General features: G+C 53.5%; 18 protein-coding genes. 9 read left to right on the top strand and 9 right to left on the bottom strand.

Translation table 11 applies throughout. The features are described 5' to 3' along the window. The first annotated feature begins 3 nt into the window (after positions 1-3). Positions 4-963, top strand: coding sequence for a polysaccharide pyruvyl transferase family protein (locus tag RRB22_01020; GenBank protein MDT8382976.1), 960 nt, complete (start codon positions 4-6; stop codon positions 961-963). Positions 964-1,090: 127 nt separating this feature from the next. Continuing rightward, a complete protein-coding gene (locus tag RRB22_01015) occupies positions 1,091-1,831 on the top strand; it encodes a TylF/MycF/NovP-related O-methyltransferase (protein MDT8382975.1) in 741 nt (246 codons plus the stop codon). A gap of 90 nt (positions 1,832-1,921) precedes the next feature. Here the strand turns inward: RRB22_01015 and RRB22_01010 are convergent, their stop codons facing one another. Genes RRB22_01010 through RRB22_01000 form a run of 3 tightly spaced genes read right to left on the bottom strand, consistent with a single transcriptional unit; the run spans position 1,922 to position 6,093 of the window. Then, positions 1,922-3,019, bottom strand: coding sequence for a glycosyltransferase (locus RRB22_01010; GenBank protein MDT8382974.1), 1,098 nt, complete (start codon positions 3,017-3,019; stop codon positions 1,922-1,924). A 1-nt stretch (position 3,020) separates the two neighbouring features. Next, entirely contained in the window at positions 3,021-4,916 is a 1,896-nt protein-coding gene (asnB, locus tag RRB22_01005; GenBank protein MDT8382973.1) for an asparagine synthase (glutamine-hydrolyzing), read from the bottom strand. A gap of 1 nt (position 4,917) precedes the next feature. After that, positions 4,918-6,093, bottom strand: coding sequence for a glycosyltransferase (locus RRB22_01000; protein MDT8382972.1), 1,176 nt, complete (start codon positions 6,091-6,093; stop codon positions 4,918-4,920). A 280-nt stretch (positions 6,094-6,373) separates the two neighbouring features. On the opposite strand from RRB22_01000, the gene pilB reads away from it, so the two are divergent. The 6 genes from pilB (at position 6,374) to yacG (ending at position 12,069) form a co-directional block, all read left to right on the top strand. Beyond that, positions 6,374-8,089 (top strand): type IV-A pilus assembly ATPase PilB, encoded by a 1,716-nt coding sequence (gene pilB / locus RRB22_00995; GenBank protein ID MDT8382971.1) that lies wholly within the window; start codon positions 6,374-6,376, stop codon positions 8,087-8,089. A 29-nt stretch (positions 8,090-8,118) separates the two neighbouring features. Further along, positions 8,119-9,336 carry a type II secretion system F family protein gene (locus RRB22_00990; GenBank protein ID MDT8382970.1) on the top strand — a complete coding sequence of 406 codons (1,218 nt, stop codon included), beginning with the start codon at positions 8,119-8,121 and terminating at the stop codon, positions 9,334-9,336. Positions 9,337-9,383: 47 nt separating this feature from the next. Further along, the gene (locus RRB22_00985) at positions 9,384-10,295 is read left to right on the top strand and encodes an A24 family peptidase (GenBank protein MDT8382969.1); all 912 of its coding nucleotides are present in this window, start codon (positions 9,384-9,386) and stop codon (positions 10,293-10,295) included. 70 nt (positions 10,296-10,365) lie between these two features. Then, positions 10,366-10,980: a dephospho-CoA kinase gene (coaE, locus tag RRB22_00980; protein ID MDT8382968.1), complete on the top strand. Its 615-nt coding sequence runs from the start codon at positions 10,366-10,368 to the stop codon at positions 10,978-10,980. A gap of 75 nt (positions 10,981-11,055) precedes the next feature. Then, positions 11,056-11,832, top strand: coding sequence for a cell division protein ZapD (gene zapD, locus RRB22_00975; GenBank protein MDT8382967.1), 777 nt, complete (start codon positions 11,056-11,058; stop codon positions 11,830-11,832). Positions 11,833-11,868: 36 nt separating this feature from the next. Beyond that, entirely contained in the window at positions 11,869-12,069 is a 201-nt protein-coding gene (gene yacG / locus RRB22_00970) for a DNA gyrase inhibitor YacG (protein ID MDT8382966.1), read from the top strand. 104 nt (positions 12,070-12,173) lie between these two features. Here the strand turns inward: yacG and RRB22_00965 are convergent, their stop codons facing one another. The 4 genes from RRB22_00965 to RRB22_00950 form a co-directional block, all read right to left on the bottom strand. Continuing rightward, the gene (locus tag RRB22_00965) at positions 12,174-13,220 is read right to left on the bottom strand and encodes a Nudix family hydrolase (protein MDT8382965.1); all 1,047 of its coding nucleotides are present in this window, start codon (positions 13,218-13,220) and stop codon (positions 12,174-12,176) included. Continuing rightward, entirely contained in the window at positions 13,201-14,427 is a 1,227-nt protein-coding gene (argJ, locus tag RRB22_00960; GenBank protein MDT8382964.1) for a bifunctional glutamate N-acetyltransferase/amino-acid acetyltransferase ArgJ, read from the bottom strand. The genes RRB22_00965 and argJ overlap by 20 nt, the downstream gene beginning before the upstream one ends. A gap of 244 nt (positions 14,428-14,671) precedes the next feature. Beyond that, complete coding sequence (gene secA / locus RRB22_00955) at positions 14,672-17,401, bottom strand: preprotein translocase subunit SecA (protein MDT8382963.1); 2,730 nt, start codon at positions 17,399-17,401, stop codon at positions 14,672-14,674. A gap of 302 nt (positions 17,402-17,703) precedes the next feature. Beyond that, positions 17,704-18,630, bottom strand: a complete 927-nt coding sequence (locus tag RRB22_00950; protein MDT8382962.1) for a M23 family metallopeptidase — start codon at positions 18,628-18,630, stop codon at positions 17,704-17,706. A 294-nt stretch (positions 18,631-18,924) separates the two neighbouring features. On the opposite strand from RRB22_00950, the gene RRB22_00945 reads away from it, so the two are divergent. Continuing rightward, on the top strand, positions 18,925-19,386 hold the full coding sequence (locus RRB22_00945; protein ID MDT8382961.1) for a DUF721 domain-containing protein: 462 nt from the start codon (positions 18,925-18,927) through the stop codon (positions 19,384-19,386). Between the two features lie 355 nt (positions 19,387-19,741). On the opposite strand, the gene lpxC is transcribed toward RRB22_00945, so the two are convergent. Then, the gene (gene lpxC, locus RRB22_00940; protein ID MDT8382960.1) at positions 19,742-20,653 is read right to left on the bottom strand and encodes a UDP-3-O-acyl-N-acetylglucosamine deacetylase; all 912 of its coding nucleotides are present in this window, start codon (positions 20,651-20,653) and stop codon (positions 19,742-19,744) included. 158 nt (positions 20,654-20,811) lie between these two features. Further along, entirely contained in the window at positions 20,812-21,960 is a 1,149-nt protein-coding gene (ftsZ, locus tag RRB22_00935; GenBank protein MDT8382959.1) for a cell division protein FtsZ, read from the bottom strand. Positions 21,961-22,020 lie beyond the last annotated feature (60 nt).

Below are 22,020 nucleotides of genomic sequence, written 5' to 3'. Positions count from 1 at the left end.
TTTATGAAATCACAATTAAACAAGAACATATATAGCTTTAAGTATCCAGATTCTGTAAATGTAGGTGATGAAATACAGACACTAGCAGCCATCCACGCCCTGAAATTACTTGGATTAAGTATTAGCGGATACTTGGACAGAGACCACCCCACGCTTGGAAATATTGAATGCATCCTCATCATCAACGGCTGGTTCTCGATCAGTCAGGAAACGTTTCCGCTAGACGAAAATATCACTCCCGTCTTTAGCAATATACATATTAGCTCTACTAGCTTAACCCAGAACAAACTACTGACAAAAGAAGCGATTGCATACCTTAAAAATAACTCCCCCATCGGTTGCAGAGACAGGAATACTGAAAAAATATTAAATTCACTCGGTATCGACACCTACTTCAACTACTGCTTAACACTTACTTTCAACAGGAGAAAGAAAGAATATGCTGTCAGTGCAGACACAATATTTATTGTCGATTTAGATACATTTGTACCCCTGCCAAAAGAACTCAAAAATCAAAAAATTGAATATGCCAAACACATCCTTCCCGCAAAGCTTTCGCACGATATAAAGATGAATATTGCTGAGGGTTTTTTAGAGATGTACAGAACACGGGCAAAATTAGTTGTTACGAGTCGACTACATTGCGCGCTACCCTGTATCGCAATGGGAATTCCAGTCGTTGTGCTGGGAGATCAGAATGATAAGCGTTTACAGCTAGTTGAGGAATTTATCCCTATTCACCCTTATTTTTCTTTGGATATGAGAGGTGAGATAAGCCAAATGGACAAGCCGTTATGGAAACGGTTCCTATTACTAACATACGGCTTATTCAAGTTTATATTTTATCGTGTAAGATACTTTTTTTATTATCGCAACATCGCCTGGCCAACAACAGCTATAAACGTTGAAGCTACTAAAGAAAGAATATTAACCAACATGAAGGAAGCGCTTGAACGCTTATGACTAAAAAAACAAATATAACAACACGCCGCCAATTTTCTCACCGGCAAAAAATTTAGATCACCTTACTATTAGTTACTTCAATCCATTTATTACAATGGAGCACAAGCCCAAAAACCCAGGATAAATTATGCTGCAACGAATCAAGCGATTCTTAAAAACAATAAGCGTTTCAGAGAAATCCATTCTATCCGGATTAAACCACGAAGAATGCGAACTGATACATCGTATTCGTTCGCAAATGATTACTTATTTGTCAGTCAAAAAACTTGCCCGCATTGCGCACACATGCCGACAAATAGAGACTAATGCTCTGCCTGGAATTTTTATAGAAGCTGGCTGTGCGCTTGGCGGGTCTAGCATTTTAATTGCTTCAATGAAAAAAAACAAACGCCCCTTTTTCGTTTATGATGTTTTCGGCATGATCCCTCCACCAACAAAGGAAGACACGCGTGACGTGCATAGTCGTTATAAAATAATAGAGGAGGGGAAATCAAAAGGGCTTGGCGGTGAAAAATACTACGGCTACGAAAAAAACTTATACGAGATTGTCAATAACAACCTGAAAATGTTTGGTATAAATCGTGACGAGCAATCGGTATCGCTAATTAAAGGGTTGGTTCAGGACACTCTAAAAATAAATCAGCCTGTTGCTTTTGCACACATCGATGTTGACTGGTATGAGCCAGTAATCACCTGCCTAAAACGCATCTTTCCAAGCCTTGTCATTGGTGGAAGTATAATTCTAGATGACTACTATGACTGGGGAGGATGCAAAAAAGCAACCGATGAATACCTGAATGATATTAGCGGGAAGTTTGTGCTGGATGACTCCGCAGGCTCATTAAAAATAACAAAGATAAAAAATTAATTATATTAATATCACGCGTATTAAAAGTTCAGAGCGCATTATCAACAAATATATTTTATTTCTATCACAATTAAATCTAAATATTTTTCACTAATCGCCAGCCCTTAGAAGCTGAAGATGTTTAGCCACAATTCCCTCTGGGCTATAATTATCCGCCCTGGTCATTATTAACTGGGGATTATGTGGTGCATCAAGCGCGGCAATACAAGCTTCCGATAACGCATCTTCATTCGAAACCGGAACAAGCATGCCGTATTTTCCATCATCTAAAAGTTCGCGCGGACCAGAATGACAGTCAGTTGCTACAATGCGGCAACCCAGAGCCATTGCTTCCATCAGCGCAATAGGCAAACCCTCCCATAAAGAAGATAACGTGAATACAGTAGCCGCACGCATCCACGGGTATGGGTTTTGTACAATTCCAGGCATTGAAACATCATTTTCCAATCCAAGCTGACGCACCAATAACTCAAGACGATCACGCTCTGGTCCTTCACCGAGAATAATTAGGCGAGCAGGATGCGTCTCGCGCATCTTTGCAAAGGCACGTATTAATGTCACAAAATCTTTTTGGGGATATAGTCGCCCAACACTAATCAAAACTGGAATATCTACATCATTAAACCATGGCTCTGATACCGGGTCTTGTGCTAATTTACGAATCTTGGTCGAATTAACTGGATTTTCGATTACATGTAATTTTTCATCCTTTAGATCAATAATCTTTTTGAGATCTAAACCCGCACCTGCAGAAACTGTAATGACGGCATCAGATCTAGGATATAATTTCTTCACAAGCCAAGTGCGCAATTGGCTACTAATATTTGGCGCCGTGTTCTCATGCCGCAATACAAGCACTGTATCTAGATTAGCTATACCTCTAGCTAACACCGCAACCAGATTTGCCCCTGTTATACTTGACAACACGGCCTCCGGCTTAACGCTCCGAAGATAGCCCACCAAGCAAACAAGCACCTTTAAAGAAAACAGTAGTTTTTTCTTTTTTTCGCCAGAAAGACTAACCAAGCGCACACCATCAGGTACCTCATTCTCTAATATCCCACCGCCTCGTGCTAACACCATATCTACTGAGAACCCCTGAGCCACAAATCCTTCTGCCAACGTCAACATCACACGCTGCGCTCCACCGCAATCAAGATCTGATATAAATATTGCTATCTTATGCATCCTATTTTCCAGATATCATATTTGCCAGTTGGCTTTCAGCCCCAATGCACATACCATTACGTTTCCATAATAAATATATATAAATCATCCATAATTGAAGACCCTGGTCTCGCTTATTCTCTCGATGGGAAACGAGCATTTCTTTAAGCCAAAGTTTGTTCAGCGGCATATCCACATCCTCTATCAGACCCTCTAACTCTCTACCCAGATTCTCTCGAAACCAACGGCCTACAGGAACTCCAAGACCTTGCTTCCTACGCTTCCATATGTTATCTGGCAGAAAACCTGAAAAAGTTTCTCTCAACATCCGCTTCCCTACCATCCCCCGCCGGTGCCACTGGCGAGGTATTGAGAATGCTGTTTTCACAACTTCACTATCAAGAAAGGGCGCTCTAGTTTCTAATGAATAAGCCATTGATGCGCGATCCACTTTCTGTAAAATGTCTTGAGGCAAGTAAATCAAAGCATCAGAAGCCATCATCTTATAGATATCATCCAGATCCGTTTCATCCGGAAGTTTAGGTGGTCGATGGCCGCGACCTATTAAATCAGGCGCCAGCCCAGAAAATTCTTCATTTGAGAACATTAATGGCGCTATATAAGATGTTTCTCCCGCCTGCCGATCAACCGTATCCAAGAATAAATGAGCCTTTTTAATCAGACTGTGGCTATGATGAACCATCGGCTCTGGAATGGATTCAACAACATACCTAATATTCTTTCTAACTAAAATCGGAAGTCGCGTATACCATTGCAATAACACGCGCGCCTGATAACGCTGATAACCGCTAAACAATTCGTCTCCTCCATCACCTGACAAGGCAACCTTCACATGAGATGCTGCTAATTTTGACAGCATAGCTGTCGGCAAAATGGAAGGGTCTGAAAATGGCTGCCCAACATGTTCGAAAATCAACTTTTCTAACACACCTGAATCCCACTCCTTCAAATACTCAACGTAGTGTTCCGTACTAAACCTTTTAGCAACCAGATCGGCGAACATACTTTCATCGTATGACTTTTCCTCGAAACCGATAGTAAACGTCTTAGGAGAAACATTTAACTGATCGACCAATATACTAACAATAAGTGATGAATCTACTCCTCCAGAGAGAAACGCACCCACTTCAACATCTGAGACTAAGCGCCTTTCAACGGCGGCAAACATTTTTTCCTGTAGTACAAATTTCGCTTGTTTTCGCGTACCTTGAAAAGGATTTAGAGGTAAGGACCAATAGGCTTTAGCTTCAATACTTTTCCCTGGCGACCAACCCAGCGTATGACCAGGAAGCACTTCGCATACATCTTGATAGGCTGTTGTACCAGGCAGATAATAACCATACCTCAAATAATCAGCCGTACTATCCAAACTCTCATGCCACGGCTCATCGCTCAGCTTACGCAGGGAAGGTATTTCCGAGGCACATGTCATCCCCCCTTCTGGAAGCGGCTGAAAAAATAGCGGTTTTTTACCCATACGATCTCGCCCAAGCAACAAACAACGCTCTTGAGAATCCCAAAAAGCAAAAGCCCACATCCCTTCGAGCCGCTCAAGAAAACTTGCTCCTTGAAGCACCAGTCCTGCAAGGAGTACTTCAGTATCGCCTTTGGTAGTGAAGGCCCAACGGCCGTCGAGCTGATTGCGAACGTCAACATAATTATAAATTTCACCATTATAGGCGAGTAAATAGCGGCCAGTGGGATCAGACATAGGCTGTCTGCTGCCGGCAAGATCGATGACGGAAAGCCGCCGATGGCCAAGCATGGTATCGCCTGAAACTTCGATGTGGCCATCGTCCGGACCACGATGCTGCATAGCTTGAAGGCTGCGCTCCATGCGCTGCTTAGCCTGCGGCGGTGGAATTCGGCGATCTAAAAGAAAAGAAAAACCACACATGTCAGCACTTACTCTCAGCAATAAGATGTTCGAACTGCTTCATATAAAGTTCGGCAGTGTTTTCCCAGGTCAAACCACGTTCGATGATCAAGCGGCGCGAGGCCTCACCTAAACGCAGACGAAAATTCCGATTCCGAAAAGGCAAAAGACAATCGATAAGCGCATCACTGTCGCCTACAGGAAAAAGCTTGCCGTTCACTTCAGGGGTAATCAGCTCGCGTATTCCCGGAATGTCGCTGCCCACCACAGGCAATCCCGCAGCCATTGCTTCCAGAACGACATTTGGACGGCCCTCGCTACGACTTGTCATTACCAGTAAATCCGCTTTTATGAGCCAATCAGTTATCTGCTCAGGTGGCACATGACCAACAAAATGAACACGCCCGCCAATATCAAGATTTTCGGCAAGTGTTTTCAATGTCCTCTTTTCAGGGCCTTCACCAACGACTGTAAGTAAGAATTCCGCAGGTAAACGAGCCAATGCATGAAATGCAGTCTGGACAGATTTTCTCGGGATAAGGCTACCCACCATTAGCAAGCGAGTCAGCTCGTTTTCTTCCGCTACGCCGGATTCATCATGTGGCGAAACGAGGTCAACTCCGTTCGGAATCATCACCACTTTACCCGCCATGGCTGGGAACATGACCTCCATTCGATGCGCGATATCATCACTGACCGCTACTACTCGTCCTCCCAAACGCAGGCAAAGTCCAATCAAAAGACGGTGGACGAGAGAGATTTCAACACGATTAGCATCCGCCCCTCGAAGGGTCGTCACAACCGGCAGCCCACAGAGACGGCCGACAACACACGCAACCGCACCGCATATTGACCAATTGGCGAATATAATATCGGCGCGGCGCGCCTGCCAAAAACAAGTTACCATCATCGATGCAATAAAACTGGGCACCAATAACCATAACCAAGGATTGACGGAAAGAGCAGCGGGAATACCACCATTGCCCTGCGCCAATATCCGCCATTTCACTGGTGCATATGTAAATGTGGACAAGCTATACATTTTATCTGTCGGCAGAACCGGGGGGACTTGCGTCGCTGGTGCGAGCACATGAAGATTACTTCGATGTCCAAGCCTCTGGGCAAGGCGTTCCACAAATACGCCGCTGGAAGCACCTAGGCAAAGGGGGAAGGATGTTGTCAACAAAAGGATACGCATGGGTGGCTTCGCTTAAACAAACACAACAATTGGCCGCTAAGTATTCAGACATACTACTTTATAATTAAAATCACTATCGACCAAACTTGATTCAAAGTGAAGAAAAGTTGTAACATATTGATTAATAAATAATAACTCTCGATTATTCTTTTGAAAACACAATTCAAATAACAGCTTATCACATTGAATTAATCCATTGGCCCAACTCGTCAAACAACAAAAAATTATGTGCTACTTCGCAGATATTGATGCTAATTTGATGTAAAAAGAACCTCTGATTATGGCAACTACAAACGCACAAATGACTCTTAACGGCCTGGCCAAAAGACTGGTCAATGACGGACATATCGCCGAGGGGGATGCCCTTAAGGCGCAGGAACAGGCGGATAAGAAAAAGATCCCCCTGGTCAGCTATCTGGTGGAAAAGGCGCTGGTGGATGGAAAGATCATCGCCACCGCGGCCGCTGAAGAATTCGGCATCCCGGTATTTGATATCGAGGTGATTGAGCTGGAAACCGAAATCACCAAAATGGTGGATGAGAAACTGGTGCGCAAGCACCATGCACTACCGCTTTACAAACGTGGCAATCGCCTGTTTATCGCGGTGTCGGACCCGACCAACCTCCAGGCGCTGGATGAGATCAAGTTCCACGTCGGGGCCAACACTGAGGCCGTGCTGGTTGAAGAGGGCAAGCTTAAGCTGATCATCGAAAAGGCCATGGCGGGGGCGGATACCACCCTTGCCGAGATGTCAGGCGATGGTGACCTGGATGACCTGGATATCGGCAGCGGCGATGAGGTTGAGAATGATGCGACCAGCGACTCCGACGTGGACGACGCCCCTGTGGTGCGTTTTATCAACAAGATTTTGCTGGATGCGATCAATACCGGGGCCTCCGACGTCCATTTTGAGCCCTATGAAAAGACCTACCGCGTGCGTTATCGCCGCGACGGCGTGCTGCGGGAAATCGCCACGCCGCCGGTGGCCCTCAACCGCCGCATCTCGGCCCGCCTGAAAGTGCTGTCGCGGCTGGATATCTCGGAACGCCGGATACCGCAGGACGGTCGCATGAAAATGAAGCTCTCCAAAAACCGGGCGATCGATTTTCGCGTCAACACCTGCCCGACCCTGTTCGGCGAAAAGGTGGTGCTGCGTATCCTTGACCCCTCCAGCGCCCAGTTGGGTATCGATGCCCTGGGTTATGAGGAGGACCAGAAACAGCTCTTCATGGATGCCCTCCAGCAGCCACAGGGGATGATCCTGGTGACCGGTCCTACCGGTAGTGGTAAAACGGTTTCCCTGTATACCGGCCTGAACATTCTCAATACCGAAGACAAAAATATTTCTACCGCGGAGGACCCCGTGGAAATCAACCTGGCGGGTATCAACCAGGTGAATGTTGAACCCAAGGTGGGGCTGACCTTTTCTGCGGCCCTCAAGGCCTTCCTGCGACAGGATCCAGACATCATCATGGTGGGTGAGATTCGCGACATTGAAACCGGCGAGATTGCCATCAAGGCCGCCCAGACCGGGCATCTGGTGCTCTCCACCCTGCATACCAATGATGCCCCGCAAACCCTGAGCCGTCTGATCAATATGGGCATTGCGCCGTTCAACATCGCCTCCTCGGTATCCCTGATTATCGCCCAGCGTCTGGCGCGCCGGCTGTGTAATAGCTGCAAGAAACCGGCCGACATCCCCAGGGAGGCCCTGCTGGAAGAGGGCTTCAAAGAGGAGGATCTGCCGGGCCTGAAGATCTACAAACCGGTAGGTTGTGATCAGTGCGATGGCGGTTACAAGGGGCGTGTCGGTATCTACCAAGTCATGCCCATCTCCGATGAAATGGCGCGTATCATCATGGCCGAGGGCAATGCCATCCAGCTGGCCGATCAGGCCCAGAAGGAAGGTATCAATGACCTCCGGCAATCCGGCCTGCTCAAGGTCAAACAGGGTGTCACCAGCCTTGAAGACGTCAACCGCGTGACCAAAGAATAGAACTCCAGCACAGGACCCAGGAAAAGACTATGGCTAAACAGGCAACTTTTGACATCTTCGTTTGGGAGGGGATGAACAAACAGGGTAAACGCGCTAAGGGAGAGGCTCCTGGCTCCAGCATGGCCCTGGTGAAGGCTGAGTTGCGTCGTCAGGGGATCACCCCGCTCAAAGTCAAGAAAAAGCCAAAACCCCTGTTTGGCAAGAAGAAACAGAAGATCACCGCCAGTGATATCGCGATATTCAGCCGCCAGCTGGCCACCATGATGTCGGCCGGTGTGCCCCTGGTGCAGGCCTTCGAGATCGTCGGCAAGGGCCATGAGAACCCCAGCATGCAGGACCTGATCATGGATGTGAAGGCTACTGTGGAGGGCGGCAACTCGCTGGCCGAGGCCCTGGCCAAACACCCCTTCTATTTTGATGACCTCTATTGCAGCCTGGTACACGCCGGTGAACAGGCCGGCATCCTGGAGACCCTGCTTGACAAGATCGCCACCTATAAAGAAAAGGTGGAGGCGATCAAGGGCAAGATCAAGAAGGCCCTGTTTTACCCCGCTGCGATCATCGTGGTGTCCTTCATCATCACCGCCATCCTGCTGATCTTTGTTATTCCCCAGTTTGAGTCGATGTTTACCAGCTTCGGCGGTGACCTGCCTGCCATGACCAAATTTGTTGTGGAGCTCTCCAAGATCTTTCAGGAATGGTGGTGGGCCATCTTCGGCGCTTTAGGTGGCGCTATCTATGCCATCATGCAGGTGAAAAAACGCTCCAAGCCCTTTAATGTCATGCTGGATCGGGTGATCCTCAAACTGCCCGTCATCGGCGACATCATCACCAAGGCCACCATCGCCCGTTTTGCCCGCACCCTGTCCACCATGTTTGCCGCCGGCATGCCCCTGGTGGAGGCCATGGATACCGTGGCCAGCGCCGCCGGTAATGCCGTCTACACCGAGGCCATCATGGGCATGAAGGACGAGGTCGCCACCGGCCAGATGATCAATGTGTGCATGAAGGAGACCGGTCTATTTCCCAACATGGTGGTGCAGATGCTGGCCATCGGTGAGGAGACCGGTTCGGTGGATAGCATGCTGGCCAAGGTGGCCGACTTCTATGAAGAAGAGGTCGACAATATGGTCGATGGTCTCAGCAGTCTGCTGGAACCCATAATCATGGCTGTTCTTGGCGTACTGATCGGTGGCCTGGTTATCGCCATGTATCTGCCAATCTTCAAGATGGGCCAGGTGGTTTAGGCCGCGGCGACTGATCATCATCCGTCACCAATCTCATCGTCGCGCCTATGGCCCTCATTGAACTACTGGACACCAGTCCCGTGTTCTACCTTATTTCGGTTGGGCTGCTCGGCCTGATCGTCGGCAGCTTTCTCAACGTCGTCATCCACCGGCTACCGCTGATGATGGAGCGCGAGTGGCGGGCACACTGCGCCGAGATCACCGCCGCAGACACCGCGACGCAGTATCGTCAAACCTCAGATCCAGGGCTCGACACCGTCGCCGAGGAAAAACTTACTCTTTCCACCCCACGCTCCCGCTGCCCGCATTGCGGCCACGCCATCACCGCGCTGGAAAACATCCCCCTGCTCAGCTATCTCTGGTTACGCGGCCGCTGTTCCGGCTGTGGCGCAAGGATTTCTATCCGCTACCCGATCATCGAACTCGTGACCGCGCTACTTTCCGTCACCGTCGCCTGGCATTTCGGGTTTGGCTGGCCCGCCCTGGCCGGGCTGTTTTTTACCTGGGCACTGATTGCCCTGACCATGATCGACATTGACCATCAGCTGTTGCCCGATAGCATCACCCTGCCCTTTCTGTGGCTGGGCCTGGGGCTGAGCCTGTGGCAGGTCTTCGTGGATACCCCCACTGCGCTCATCGGCGCCATCGCCGGTTATCTCAGCCTGTGGACCGTCTACTGGGCCTTCAAGCTCATCACCGGCAAGGAGGGCATGGGCTATGGCGATTTCAAACTGCTGGCCCTGCTCGGCGCCTGGATGGGCTGGCAGATGCTGCCGGTGATCATCCTGCTGTCATCCGCCGTGGGTGCCGTGGTGGGCATTGGCCTCATCCTCGTGCGCGGGCGTGACAGAAACATCCCCATCCCCTTTGGCCCCTATCTGGCCACGGCGGGCTGGATCGCCCTGCTATGGGGCCACGATATCACCGCCACCTATCTGCGCTATTCAGGGATGCAATAGAGCACTACACAACCCCAGCCACAACCCAATCTGACTTGGCGTTCCCCGCCCGCTCGGGTATCTTGCTCGCATGCTCATCATCGGACTGACTGGCGGTATCGGCAGCGGCAAATCCACCGTTGCCCATTATTTTGAAGCGCTTGGCGTGCCGGTCATCGACGCCGATATCATTGCCCGCGAACTGGTGGCCCCCGGCCAGCCCGCACTGGGGGAAATCGCCCACCAGCTGGGGCCGGAGCTAGTGCTGGCCGATGGCAACCTCGATCGCGCCCAGCTGCGTCAACGCGTGTTTGCGCACAACGAGGAGCGCAAGAGGCTGGAGGCCATTCTCCACCCGAAAATCCGCGAGTGCCTGCGTCAGCGCGTCAATGCCCTGCGTGAGCGCAACACACCGCCGGCCTACTGCATCCTCAGCATCCCCCTGCTGATCGAAAGCGGCTGGATCGATCTGGTGCAGCGCGTACTCGTGGTCGATGCCAGCCCGGCACAGCAGCAACAGCGCGCCAGCCAGCGCGATGGTCTGAGCCCCGAGCACGTCAGCTCCATTATCCGCAACCAGGCGGACCGGGATACCCGACTCGCCGCCGCTGACGACATCATTCACAACGATGCCGACCTCCCCGCCCTGCAGGCCCAGGTGGAAACCCTGCATCGGCGTTATCTGCAGCTTGCCCATGCCGCCTAACTCAGGGAGAATGACGACCATCATCTGTTCCACACCCATCACGCCACCCGAAGCCCAAACCTGCGCAAAACCAACGTGCCTGATCTAACTACCGTCACTATCTACGAACACCCGCTCAATGAGCGCCTGCGATTTTTCCTGCGCCTCGAATTCCTGTTTCGTCAGGCCCGGCACAGCCTGCGCGGTGGCGACGTATGGGACAGTCACAACTGCCTTTCCGCGTTGCTGGAGATCCTCAATATCGTTAGTCGCGTGGATATGAAAACCGAGGTGATCAAGGAGCTCGACCGCATCACCGGCACACTCAACGCGCTCTCGCAAACCGCCGGCGTCAATTACCAGACCCTCGAACAACTGCTCACTACCCTCGGCGGATTCAAGACCCAGCTGCACACCCTGAACGGCCCCTTGGCACAGGAACTCCGCGAAAACGAACTGTTCAAGCTGATCATCCAGCGCAGCGGCATCCCCGGCGGGCTGTGTGATTTCGATCTGCCCCCCTACCGACACTGGCTGAAATCGCCCGCCGAGACGCGCGTCAACGACCTGCGCCGCTGGCTGGGCACCCTGGACACCCTGCGGCTGTCGGTGGAATTAATGCTCAAGCTGATCCGTGAGAGCGCCGAGCCCACCGCGCAGCTCGCCGAAGGCGGCAATTATCAGCAGAGCCTGGACAGCGGCACGCCCTACCAACTGATTCGCATCTGGCTGCCGGCAGACTCACCCCAGTTTGTGGAAATCAGCGCCGGCAAGCACCGATTCACCGCCCGCTTCATGAATGCCAGCACCGCAACCCGCCCCGTCCAGGCCAGCACTGACGTGGCATTTCACATCAGTTGTTGCGCGCTATAATCATCACCCCAGCCTCAGCCGCAGTGAAATAGACGTATGAAATCGACCACCGTGAAATGCCCGACCTGTGGAAGGCCGGTCGAATGGAATGACGAAAGCCGCTGGCGCCCCTTTTGCAGTGAACGCTGCAAGCTGATTGACCTTGGCGCCTGGGCCGACGAGAGCCACCGCATCCCCGATGCCGCGCCGGGTGATTTCACCGAACATCCTGCGGACCCGGACGACTCGCTGCATTAGAAACTGCAATTAGCGCTAAAAATATACCGTCATTCTGGCGAAAAAATTCTTTCCTCATGTACTCAGCACTCAGCACTCAGCACTCAGCACTCAGCACTCAGCACTCAGCACTCAGCACTAAATTTCCACAGCGCCCGAATCGCCGCCACCCCCTGCGCACCCTGGGCAAAGGCCTGTTGCCGATCTGCCGGCGTCATCCCACCCAGCGCATACACCGGGCAGCCCGCCAACGCGGTAAGCTGCTGGAACCGCGCCCAGCCCAGCGGCTGTGCACCGGGGTGGCTGGCCGTTGCCGCCACCGGTGACAGCACCACAAAATCCGCCCCCAGCCGCCTCGCCTGCTCCAGCTGCTGTTCAGAGTGACAGGAGGCAGACACCCACTTCACGTTAGAATTCCCCGCGCCGCCCAGTTCTGGCACCTGCGATAGAAAGGGGGGTTCCGTCAAGGAGGCCAGTCGTTCGCTGTCGAGATGCACACCGTGTGCGCCGACCTGCATGACCAGTTGCGGATCGGCATTCAACAACAGGCGGGCGGCATACTGCTCACACAGCGTCACGCACTGCCGGGCCAATACGGCGTAGGCCTCCGTGGACAGGGACTTGGCACGCAACTGCACCAGGCGAACACCCTCCCGCAAACGGTTTTCCAGCTGCGCGAGAAAGGCCGGCATATTCTCGCCGGGATCAGGGGTGATGAGATAACGATCCGGCAGGCGGACTGCCGTGATGATGGGGCGATTGGCGGCTGGAAAATCGTATTCAGGCAATGCCTCGGGCCGCACCCACTTGATGACCTGGCCTTCGCGTCCCGTGTCTGCCTGCAAGACCGCCGTGTCGGAAAACCCGTCTACCCGCCACACGTCGAGCACTACCGACAGCTCCGGGTAGTCGTGTCGGACACGAATCAGGGGGCGCGCGGCCTGCACAGCAATGCCCAGCTCTTCATCGAGCTCGCGGACCAGCGCCTCGAACACGGACTCGTTGGCCTCCACCTTGCCGCCGGGAAATTCCCACAGCCCGCCCTGATGCAAATGCTCGGGGCGACGGGCGATCAGTACACGTCCCGCCTCATCAAAGATGGCCGCGACAGCGACCTGTACCGCCATCCGGCGAGGCAGGCGGCCTGGCGCATCAGGTCCGGTATTCGGCATTGATGCGTACGTAATCGTAAGACAGGTCACAGGTCCACACCCGGGCCGTAGCGCTACCGCGATTGAGGACAACACGCACCGTGATTTCGGTTTGATCCATCACCTGCTGACCCAGCGCCTCGTGATACGCGGGGTCACGTCCACCGTCGCGCGCCAGACACACATCACCTGTGTGTTCGGTACCCAAAAACAGCGTGATCGCATTGATGTCCAGGTCTTCCAGACCGGCTCTGCCCACCGCCGCCAGAATACGTCCCCAGTTGGGATCGCTGGCAAAAAAGGCCGTCTTCACCAGTGGCGAATGGGCAATGGCATAGGCCACTTGCAGGCACTCGCCCTCGTCTGCGCCGGCCTCCACCACCACGCTAATCAGTTTTGTCGCACCCTCGCCGTCACGCACGATGGCCAGCGCCAGTTGTTCACACAGGTCCGTTACCGCCGCGCACAGCGTCTCGAATGACTCACTTTCGGTGCGCTCAATGCGTACGGCCGATTGCCCCGTCGCCATCAACACACAGGCATCGTTGGTCGAGGTATCACCGTCTACGGTGATGCGATTAAAGGAATGATTCACCGCGCGCACCAGACAGGCCTGCAGGACGTTCTGCGGCACAGAGGCATCTAACGCGATATAGGCCAGCATGGTGGCCATATCGGGGCGAATCATCCCCGAGCCCTTGGCGATCCCCGTCATGCTCACCACATGACCATCTATTTCAAGTTTCCTGGAAAGCGCCTTGGGCACGGTATCGGTAGTCAAAATACCGTGAGCCGCATCTGCCCAGGCGTTTTCGGCCAGCGCCGCCAGGGCCGCGGGAATGGCGCTGCTGATTACCGTGACCGGCAATGGTTCACCAATCACGCCGGTGGAAAAGGGCAATACGGCCTCGCGCGCGCAGCCGCTAGCCTGTGCCACCGCATCGCAACAGGCGAGGGCATCCTGCAGGCCCTGCGCGCCAGTGCCTGCATTGGCATTGCCGGTATTGATCAACAAATAGCGGGGCGAAGTCTTCCCCCAGTGCTCGCGGGCCACAATCACCGGCGCCGCGCAAAAGGCATTGCGCGTAAACACCGCAGCGACCTGGCTGCCTGCGCACAACTCCATTAGCACCAGATCGCGACGACCGGGTCGCTTGATGCCGGCACAGGCCGTGCCCAACCGCAGGCCGGGAATAGGGATTAGTTCAGACAGGGTATTGCTCGACATCAGGGGATTCCCTTTTAGTGCCAAAGATAGTCGTTGTTATTGCCAAACAAAATTGCTGTTGACCAAAGCCAGCATCAAAAACCTATGCCTGCAATGGTGCAACACGTTGCCACACATTGGCAGGACAACAGCCGTGATACACAGCATGATACACAACCATGCAGGACTACCGGAGATGGTAAGGGGGATGACCGCCGTCGCACAATAGCGACGGCGATTCCTGCTCAACGAACAGGCATTCGGATCAGGCGAGCTTGCCGTGGCACTGTTTGTATTTTTTTCCCGAACCGCAGGGGCAGGGTTCGTTACGCCCCACCTTGCGCCCTTCGCGCACGAAGGGTTGTTCGGGCTCGGCACCCGGTCCGGCTTCAGGTGGCATCTCGGCGCTACTGGCCGGTGACGGTGCGGCATCGTGCCGGTAGGAAACCGGCACGGAGGAACGACGCTGTTCCTCGATCGCCGCAACATCTTCTTCGGCCTGAATCTGCACTTTCGACAGCAGACCGACCACTTCCCGCTCCACGGTTTCCAGCATCTGTGAAAACAGCTCAAAGGCCTCGCGCTTATATTCCTGCTTGGGATTCTTTTGCGCATAACCGCGCAGGTGAATACCCTGACGCAGATGGTCCATCATGCCCAGATGTTCCTTCCAGTGCTCGTCCAGCACTTTCAACATCACTGCCTTTTCGAAATGGCGCATCACCTGTTTGCCGACCATCGCCTCTTTCTCAAAATAGGTCTGCTCAAGGGTTTCCAGAATGCGTTTGCGCAGGGTTTCTTCATGCAAACTGTCGTCTTCGTCCAACCACTGCTGGATCGGCATCTGCAGCCCAAACTCGGCCTCCATCGCCTTTTCCAAACCGGGCACATCCCACATCTCTTCAAGGCTTTCTGGCGTTATATAAGCGCTGACCACATTTTTTACAACGTCCGCGCGCATCGCGGCAACGCCTTCGGAGACATCATCTGTGGCCATCAGCTCGGCGCGTTGGCCGTATATAACCTTGCGCTGATCATTGGCGACGTCATCGTATTCCAGCAGGTTTTTGCGGATATCGAAGTTATGACCCTCTACTTTACGTTGGGCATTTTCGATCGCCTTATTCACCCAGGGATGCTCGATGGCCTCACCTTTCTGCATACCCAGCTTTTGCATCAGGCCTGCAACACGCTCCGAGGCGAATATCCGCATCAGGTTATCCTGTAGGGACAGATAAAACCGGCTGGAACCCGGGTCACCCTGCCGCCCGGAACGACCCCGCAACTGATTATCCACACGTCTGGACTCGTGACGTTCGGTGCCCACCACATGCAGACCACCTGCGGTCAGCACTGCGTCGTGACGTTTTTGCCAGTCACTGGTGATCTGCTGGCGCTGCTCATCACTGACCTCACCGGCCTGACTCAGTTCCACCTCGAGGTTGCCGCCCAGCACAATATCGGTACCACGCCCAGCCATATTCGTGGCAATAGTGATGGCACCCGGTGCCCCGGCCTGGGCAATGATCTGTGCCTCCTGCTGATGAAACTTGGCATTCAGTACGCTGTGCTGGATATCCTGCTCGTCCAGTAACCTCGACAGATATTCCGAGGTTTCGATGGATGCCGTGCCCACCAGCACCGGCTGCTGACGCTCACGGCATGCCTTGACGTCTTCCACGATGGCGGCAAACTTTTCCTCATGGGTGAGAAACACCAGGTCGGTATTGTCGATGCGTTTAACCTCTTTGGAGGTGGGAATCACCACCACTTCCAGCCCATAAATCTGCTGAAATTCAAAGGCCTCGGTATCTGCCGTACCGGTCATACCCGCCAGCTTGTCGTACAGCCGGAAGAAATTCTGGAAGGTAATCGACGCCAGGGTCTGATTTTCATTCTGCACCTGCACGCCTTCCTTGGCCTCCACCGCCTGATGCAGACCATCCGACCAGCGACGCCCCGGCATGGTACGACCGGTGAATTCGTCCACGATGATGACTTCGTTGTTTTTAACGATGTAGTCGACATTGCGGTGATACAGCTTGTGCGCCCGCAAGGCGGCGCTCGCATGGTGCATAAGACGAATATTGGCGGCGTCATATAGACTCTCACCCTCGCCCAGCAGCCCTATTTCTGTCAGGAATTCTTCCACGTGCTGATGTCCCAGCTCGGTGAGAAACACCTGCTTGCTCTTTTCTTCGAGGTAATAATCGCCCTCTTGCTCGCCCTCTTCGAGCTCTTCACCGGCCTGCTGTACCAGCCTGGGTACGATGGCATTGATCTTCTGATACAGCTCGGAGCTGTCTTCGGCAGGGCCGGAGATAATCAGCGGGGTGCGCGCCTCATCAATGAGTATCGAGTCCACCTCATCGACGATGGCATAATGCAGGTCGCGCTGCACCTTGTCCTCGGTACTGAAGGCCATGTTGTCGCGCAGATAATCGAAACCAAATTCATTGTTGGTGCCATAGGTAATATCCGCCGCATAGGCCGCGCGCTTTTCTTCGGTATTCTGGCCAGAGAGAATCACCCCGACCGACAGCCCCAGGAAGTTATACAGTTTGCCCATCCACTCGGCATCGCGCTGCGCCAGATAATCATTCACCGTGACCAGATGCACGCCCTTGCCGGACAGGGCGTTCAGATACACCGCCAGGGTCGCCACCAGCGTTTTGCCCTCACCGGTACGCATTTCCGCAATCTTGCCGTCATTGAGCACCATGCCGCCGATCAGCTGCACATCAAAATGGCGCATATTGAGGGCGCGTTTGCCGCCTTCACGCACCACGGCAAAGGCCTCCGGCAACAGATCTTCGATGCTCGCACCACTGGCAATACGCTCACGGAACTCATCCGTCCTGGCGCGCAGCTCTGCGTCTGAAAGGTCTTGCACCGTCGATTCCAGTGCGGAGATCTCTGTCACCACTTTATTCAGGCGTTTGAGCAGTCGCTCATTGCGGCTGCCGAAAATCTTACTCAGGAATTTACTTACCATAGTTTTATTGAACCGTTTCTAGACTGGATCGAGGGTCTGCCGTGTTTCACACACACCGAGGAACGCCGACTGATGCCAGGGCCTGTCTCGCGAATGTGGTGACAACGCAGAACGAATTCGGGACAGCAAACCCCTGCCTGTACCGCCCCGGTACAAAGGCGTGAATTATAGCGGGGATTGAGGGTTTAGAGAATGGCCAGCGGTGGGCGCCGGCACGTCTGATGGATCAGCAGGTTGATGCAGCCCGGATTTCGGGGGGATTAATCGGTCGGAAAGACTACCGGCAGACTCCTAACAGACTCTTAGCGTGTCGCCAGGATGTATTTCTTGGGGTCTACCGCCTTGCCTTTGAACAGGACCTCAAAATGGACATGGGGGCCGGTAGAGCGCCCTGTCGAGCCCATCAAGGCCAATACCTGTCCCTTTTTCACGGTATCGCCCACCTGGACCAGTATTTCGGCACTGTGGCCGTAACGTGTGGAATAACCGTTGCCATGGTTTATTTCGACCAATTTACCATAGCCGTAACGATCACCCGCCCAGGTCACCACACCGGCGCCGACCGAGATCACGTCACTGCCCTCCTTGCCCGCCAGATCCATGCCTTTGTGATGTTCCCGGCGACCGGTAAAGGGATCCGTACGCATTCCGTAATACGACGAGATCCAGCCGCGCTTGATCGGCCGGCCGGCGGGGCTCACCTCATCTTCCAGATTACGGTTCATCAGCATGGTCTCCAGCAGACCCAATTGTGCACTTCGATCATCCACCTGCCGGGTCAGTGTTTCCAGGGACTGGACAAAATCCGGTATCGCGATGGTCTCAACCGCCTCGCCACCTTCTGGACCACCCACGGCGGGTGCGGTCGAAAAATCGAATTCGCCGCGATCCAGCTTGGCGACCTCGGTCAGCCGTTCACCCAGGGCATCCAGGCGAATAAGCTTGGCCTGCAGCTCACCCAGGCGCAGGGCCAGCGCATCGATATCTTCATCAACCTTGCGGCGCGCCATAGCAATCTCATCACGCTGCGCCTCCATCTCGCCCTGCCAGGCCGAGATCAGCGCCTGATCCTGGCCGGGTCCGGCCTGCTGTGCGGTAAAATAGCCGCCGAAAAACATCGTGGAGGGAATGAGGGTGACCGCCAGCAACGCACCCAGAATGACCGCCGGTGAACCCAGCTTGAGGGTTTTGGTCTGCCGCCCGCGTTTTCCGATAAAGATGATGTTCATTATTTAGCCAATCCTTCCCATGACGCATTCCGAACCAGAATTGTTTTATTTCAGACACTTAACAAGTAAATATCCGATTTATTCTCGGTGCCTGGCCTGTGGCTGCCATTTTTATCGGCGGTCATTTCCACTACACTCAGCCACTGAAGGCCCTCTTGCCGACCGACACAGTGTTTATATCGGCAGTTTGGCAGATGCCTTCAACAAATTTATGATTTAGAAATATACACTTATCATCAAGTTGGCCACACCGTAGTTAAACGTCCAGCCTCGAATCAAGCTGTAAAAAATACCATGCCACCCAAGTCTGTTGCCAAATTTCTATCCACCAAAAACAGCGGCCTACACACGCTGCTTGAACGTGCCCAACACCTGCAGCGGCTCACCGCTATGCTGCGAAACATCGTGCGTAACGGGATCAGCCCCGAGCTTTCCGAACATGTCCGCTTCGCTAATCATCGCGATGACACGGCCGTCATCAGCACGGATACGCCGGCGTGGTTGACCCAATTACGTTACCAGGCACCGGTCATACTCCAGCACCTCAAACAACAACCCGGCTTGCAGGGACTGCGCAAAATACAGTTCAAGATTGAACCCCCTGCACAGACCCCCATTATCCAGCCCGCCCGCCGCGCCTTGCTCTCACGTTACAGCGCCGAGGTATTAAAGAGCGCAGCAAATGACACCGAAGACACCGCACTGTCCGAGGCCTTGCAGCGCCTCTCACAACAAAAATACGACGACACTGAATAGTTTAGGACCGTTTCGCCAACTCACAACCCTGAACTGCGAAATCCGCGAAAAACCTTAAGCGAAAAAATGGCACTAAAAACAATGATTTAACTGACACCCTCGGTACCCAGGCCGGTATTCCATCGGCAGGATCCAGCTCCGCATCCAAAACACGGCGAGATTCGGCCGCCTACGGTAACAACAAGACCTTCCACTGACAAGCGTCAAAACGGGGCACGCGTGACAGCTTTCGCATTCGATTTTCCACAGGAAAATCCGAATCGTGGCCACGCCAAACATCCTGTGATGGTATTGATGGTATTGACAGAAAACCAGGAGAGGGAAAAACGAAAAGGAACAGGCGACAGTCGAGTAATTAATTCGCCATCAAGGGATGGATATAGGAAATGGGCGCACGTTCAGGGTCATCGAAAGTCGCGGCCTCCCAGGCATCCTCTGTGGCAAGCATGGTCCGCAGCAGGCGGTTATTTAACGCATGGCCCGATTTGTAGCCGCTGAATTCGCCAATCAGGCTGCAGCCCAGCAGGTACAGGTCGCCGATAGCATCTAGCACTTTATGCTTCACGAACTCATCCTGATAACGCAGACCATCTTCATTCAGTACGCGATAGTCATCCATCACGATGGCATTTTCCAGGCTGCCGCCCAGCGCCAGGTTATTCGCACGCAACTGTTCGATATCCCGCATAAAACCAAAGGTACGGGCACGGCTCACCTCTTTCACAAAAGAGGTGCTGGAAAAATCCACGGTGGTGGTCTGAGCCTGTGCCTGAAACACCGGATGTTCAAAATCGATCTTGAAAGAGACCTTGAATCCTTCAAAGGGGTCAAAACGGGCCCACTTATCGCCATCTTCCACCACGATCGATTTTTTGATGCGGATGAAGCGCTTGGGCGCATTCTGCTCCTCAATACCGGCGGACTGGATCAGAAATACAAAGGGGCCGGCGCTACCGTCCATAATCGGCACTTCGGGTGCGCTCACATCAATATAGGCATTATCAATACCCAGACCGGCCATCGCGGACAACAAATGCTCCACCGTGGAAACCCTGACGCCATCCTGAATCAGGGTGGTAGACAGCCGCGTATCACCGACATTGTCCGGCGTTGCGGCGATTTCTACCGGCACATCCAGGTCAACCCGGCGAAAAATGATACCGCTATCCACGGCAGCCGGGCGCAAGGTCAGATACACCTTTTCGCCCGTGTGCAGACCGATGCCGGTCGCGCGAATCACATTCTTTAAGGTTCGTTGTCTAATCATTTGGTCAACCAGAGTCAATCTCGCCACCATTCCCTGGGGCGTGCAGGATCGCAAAGTCTAGCACAGTCCGAAAAACCTGCCTAGCGACCTGCATCACACTCCCAGCCCTCCCGGCACCCTCCGTAACCCAGGCGTGTGCCAATCGGCACCCCTCCGCACTAGTCGGCCTGACGACGCAGGAATGCCGGGATATCCAGGTAATCGAGGCTACCATCCGTGCCCGTGGCATAACGCTCGCCAGCCACTTTATTGCGGATCACCGTGGGACGATCCAGCTGACCATAGTCCACTTCGCCATTCGGGCCCGCCGGGGTGATCAGGGTCATCGGCTTTTCCATCGAAACTGGCAACTTCTGGCCCAGACCCGTGGCCACGACCGTCACCCGCAGGCCTTCCGTCATCTCCGGGTCGATGACCGTACCCACCACTACCGTGGCGTTATCCGAGGCAAAACCCTTGATGGTGTTACCCACCTCATCGAATTCACCAATGGTCATATCCATGCCTGCCGTGACGTTCACCAGGATGCCTCGCGCACCGGCCAGGTCGATACTTTCCAGCAACGGACTCGCCACTGCAGATTCAGCAGCGATACGCGCCCGATTCTCACCCACCGCGAAACCGGTGCCCATCATTGCCATACCCATTTCAGACATCACCGTACGCACGTCCGCAAAGTCGACATTGATCAGACCGGGGCGGGTGATCAGATCCGCGATCCCCTGCACCGCACCGAGCAACACATCATTGGCCGCCTTGAAGGCATCCAGCAGGGAGACATCCTTGCCCAGCACATCCATCAGCTTTTCGTTGGGGATGGTGATCAGTGAATCCACATACTCGGACAACTCCTTGATGCCCTGCTCCGCGATCGCCATGCGCTTTTTACCTTCGAAGGGAAACGGCTTGGTCACCACGGCCACGGTCAACACACCCAGCTCTTTGGCAATCTGCGCCACCACTGGCGCACCACCGGTACCGGTACCGCCGCCCATACCGGCAGTGATGAACACCATGTCGGCGCCCGATATCAGCTCTACGATGCGTTCCCGATCTTCCAGCGCCGCCTGTCGGCCCATGTCCGGATTCGCGCCCGCACCCAGCCCCTTGGTGACATTATTACCCATCTGCAACACGGTGCGTGCCGAAGAATTCTTCAGCGCCTGCGCATCGGTGTTGGTGCATATAAAGTCAACACCCTCGATATTTTGCGACACCATATGCTCGACGGCATTACCACCGCCACCACCGACACCGATCACTTTAATAATTGCACCCGCAATATTGGTTTCCATCAGTTCGAACATCGTTTCGTCCTCCTAGTCAATACTCAAATAATCTTACAGTTATGTGTTTCGCCAAGCCGC

The sequence above is a fragment of the Gammaproteobacteria bacterium genome (genome assembly GCA_032250735.1).
In the GTDB taxonomy this organism is placed as follows: Bacteria; Pseudomonadota; Gammaproteobacteria; order SZUA-152; family SZUA-152; genus SZUA-152.
This window is presented reverse-complemented; position numbering and strand designations above follow the sequence as displayed.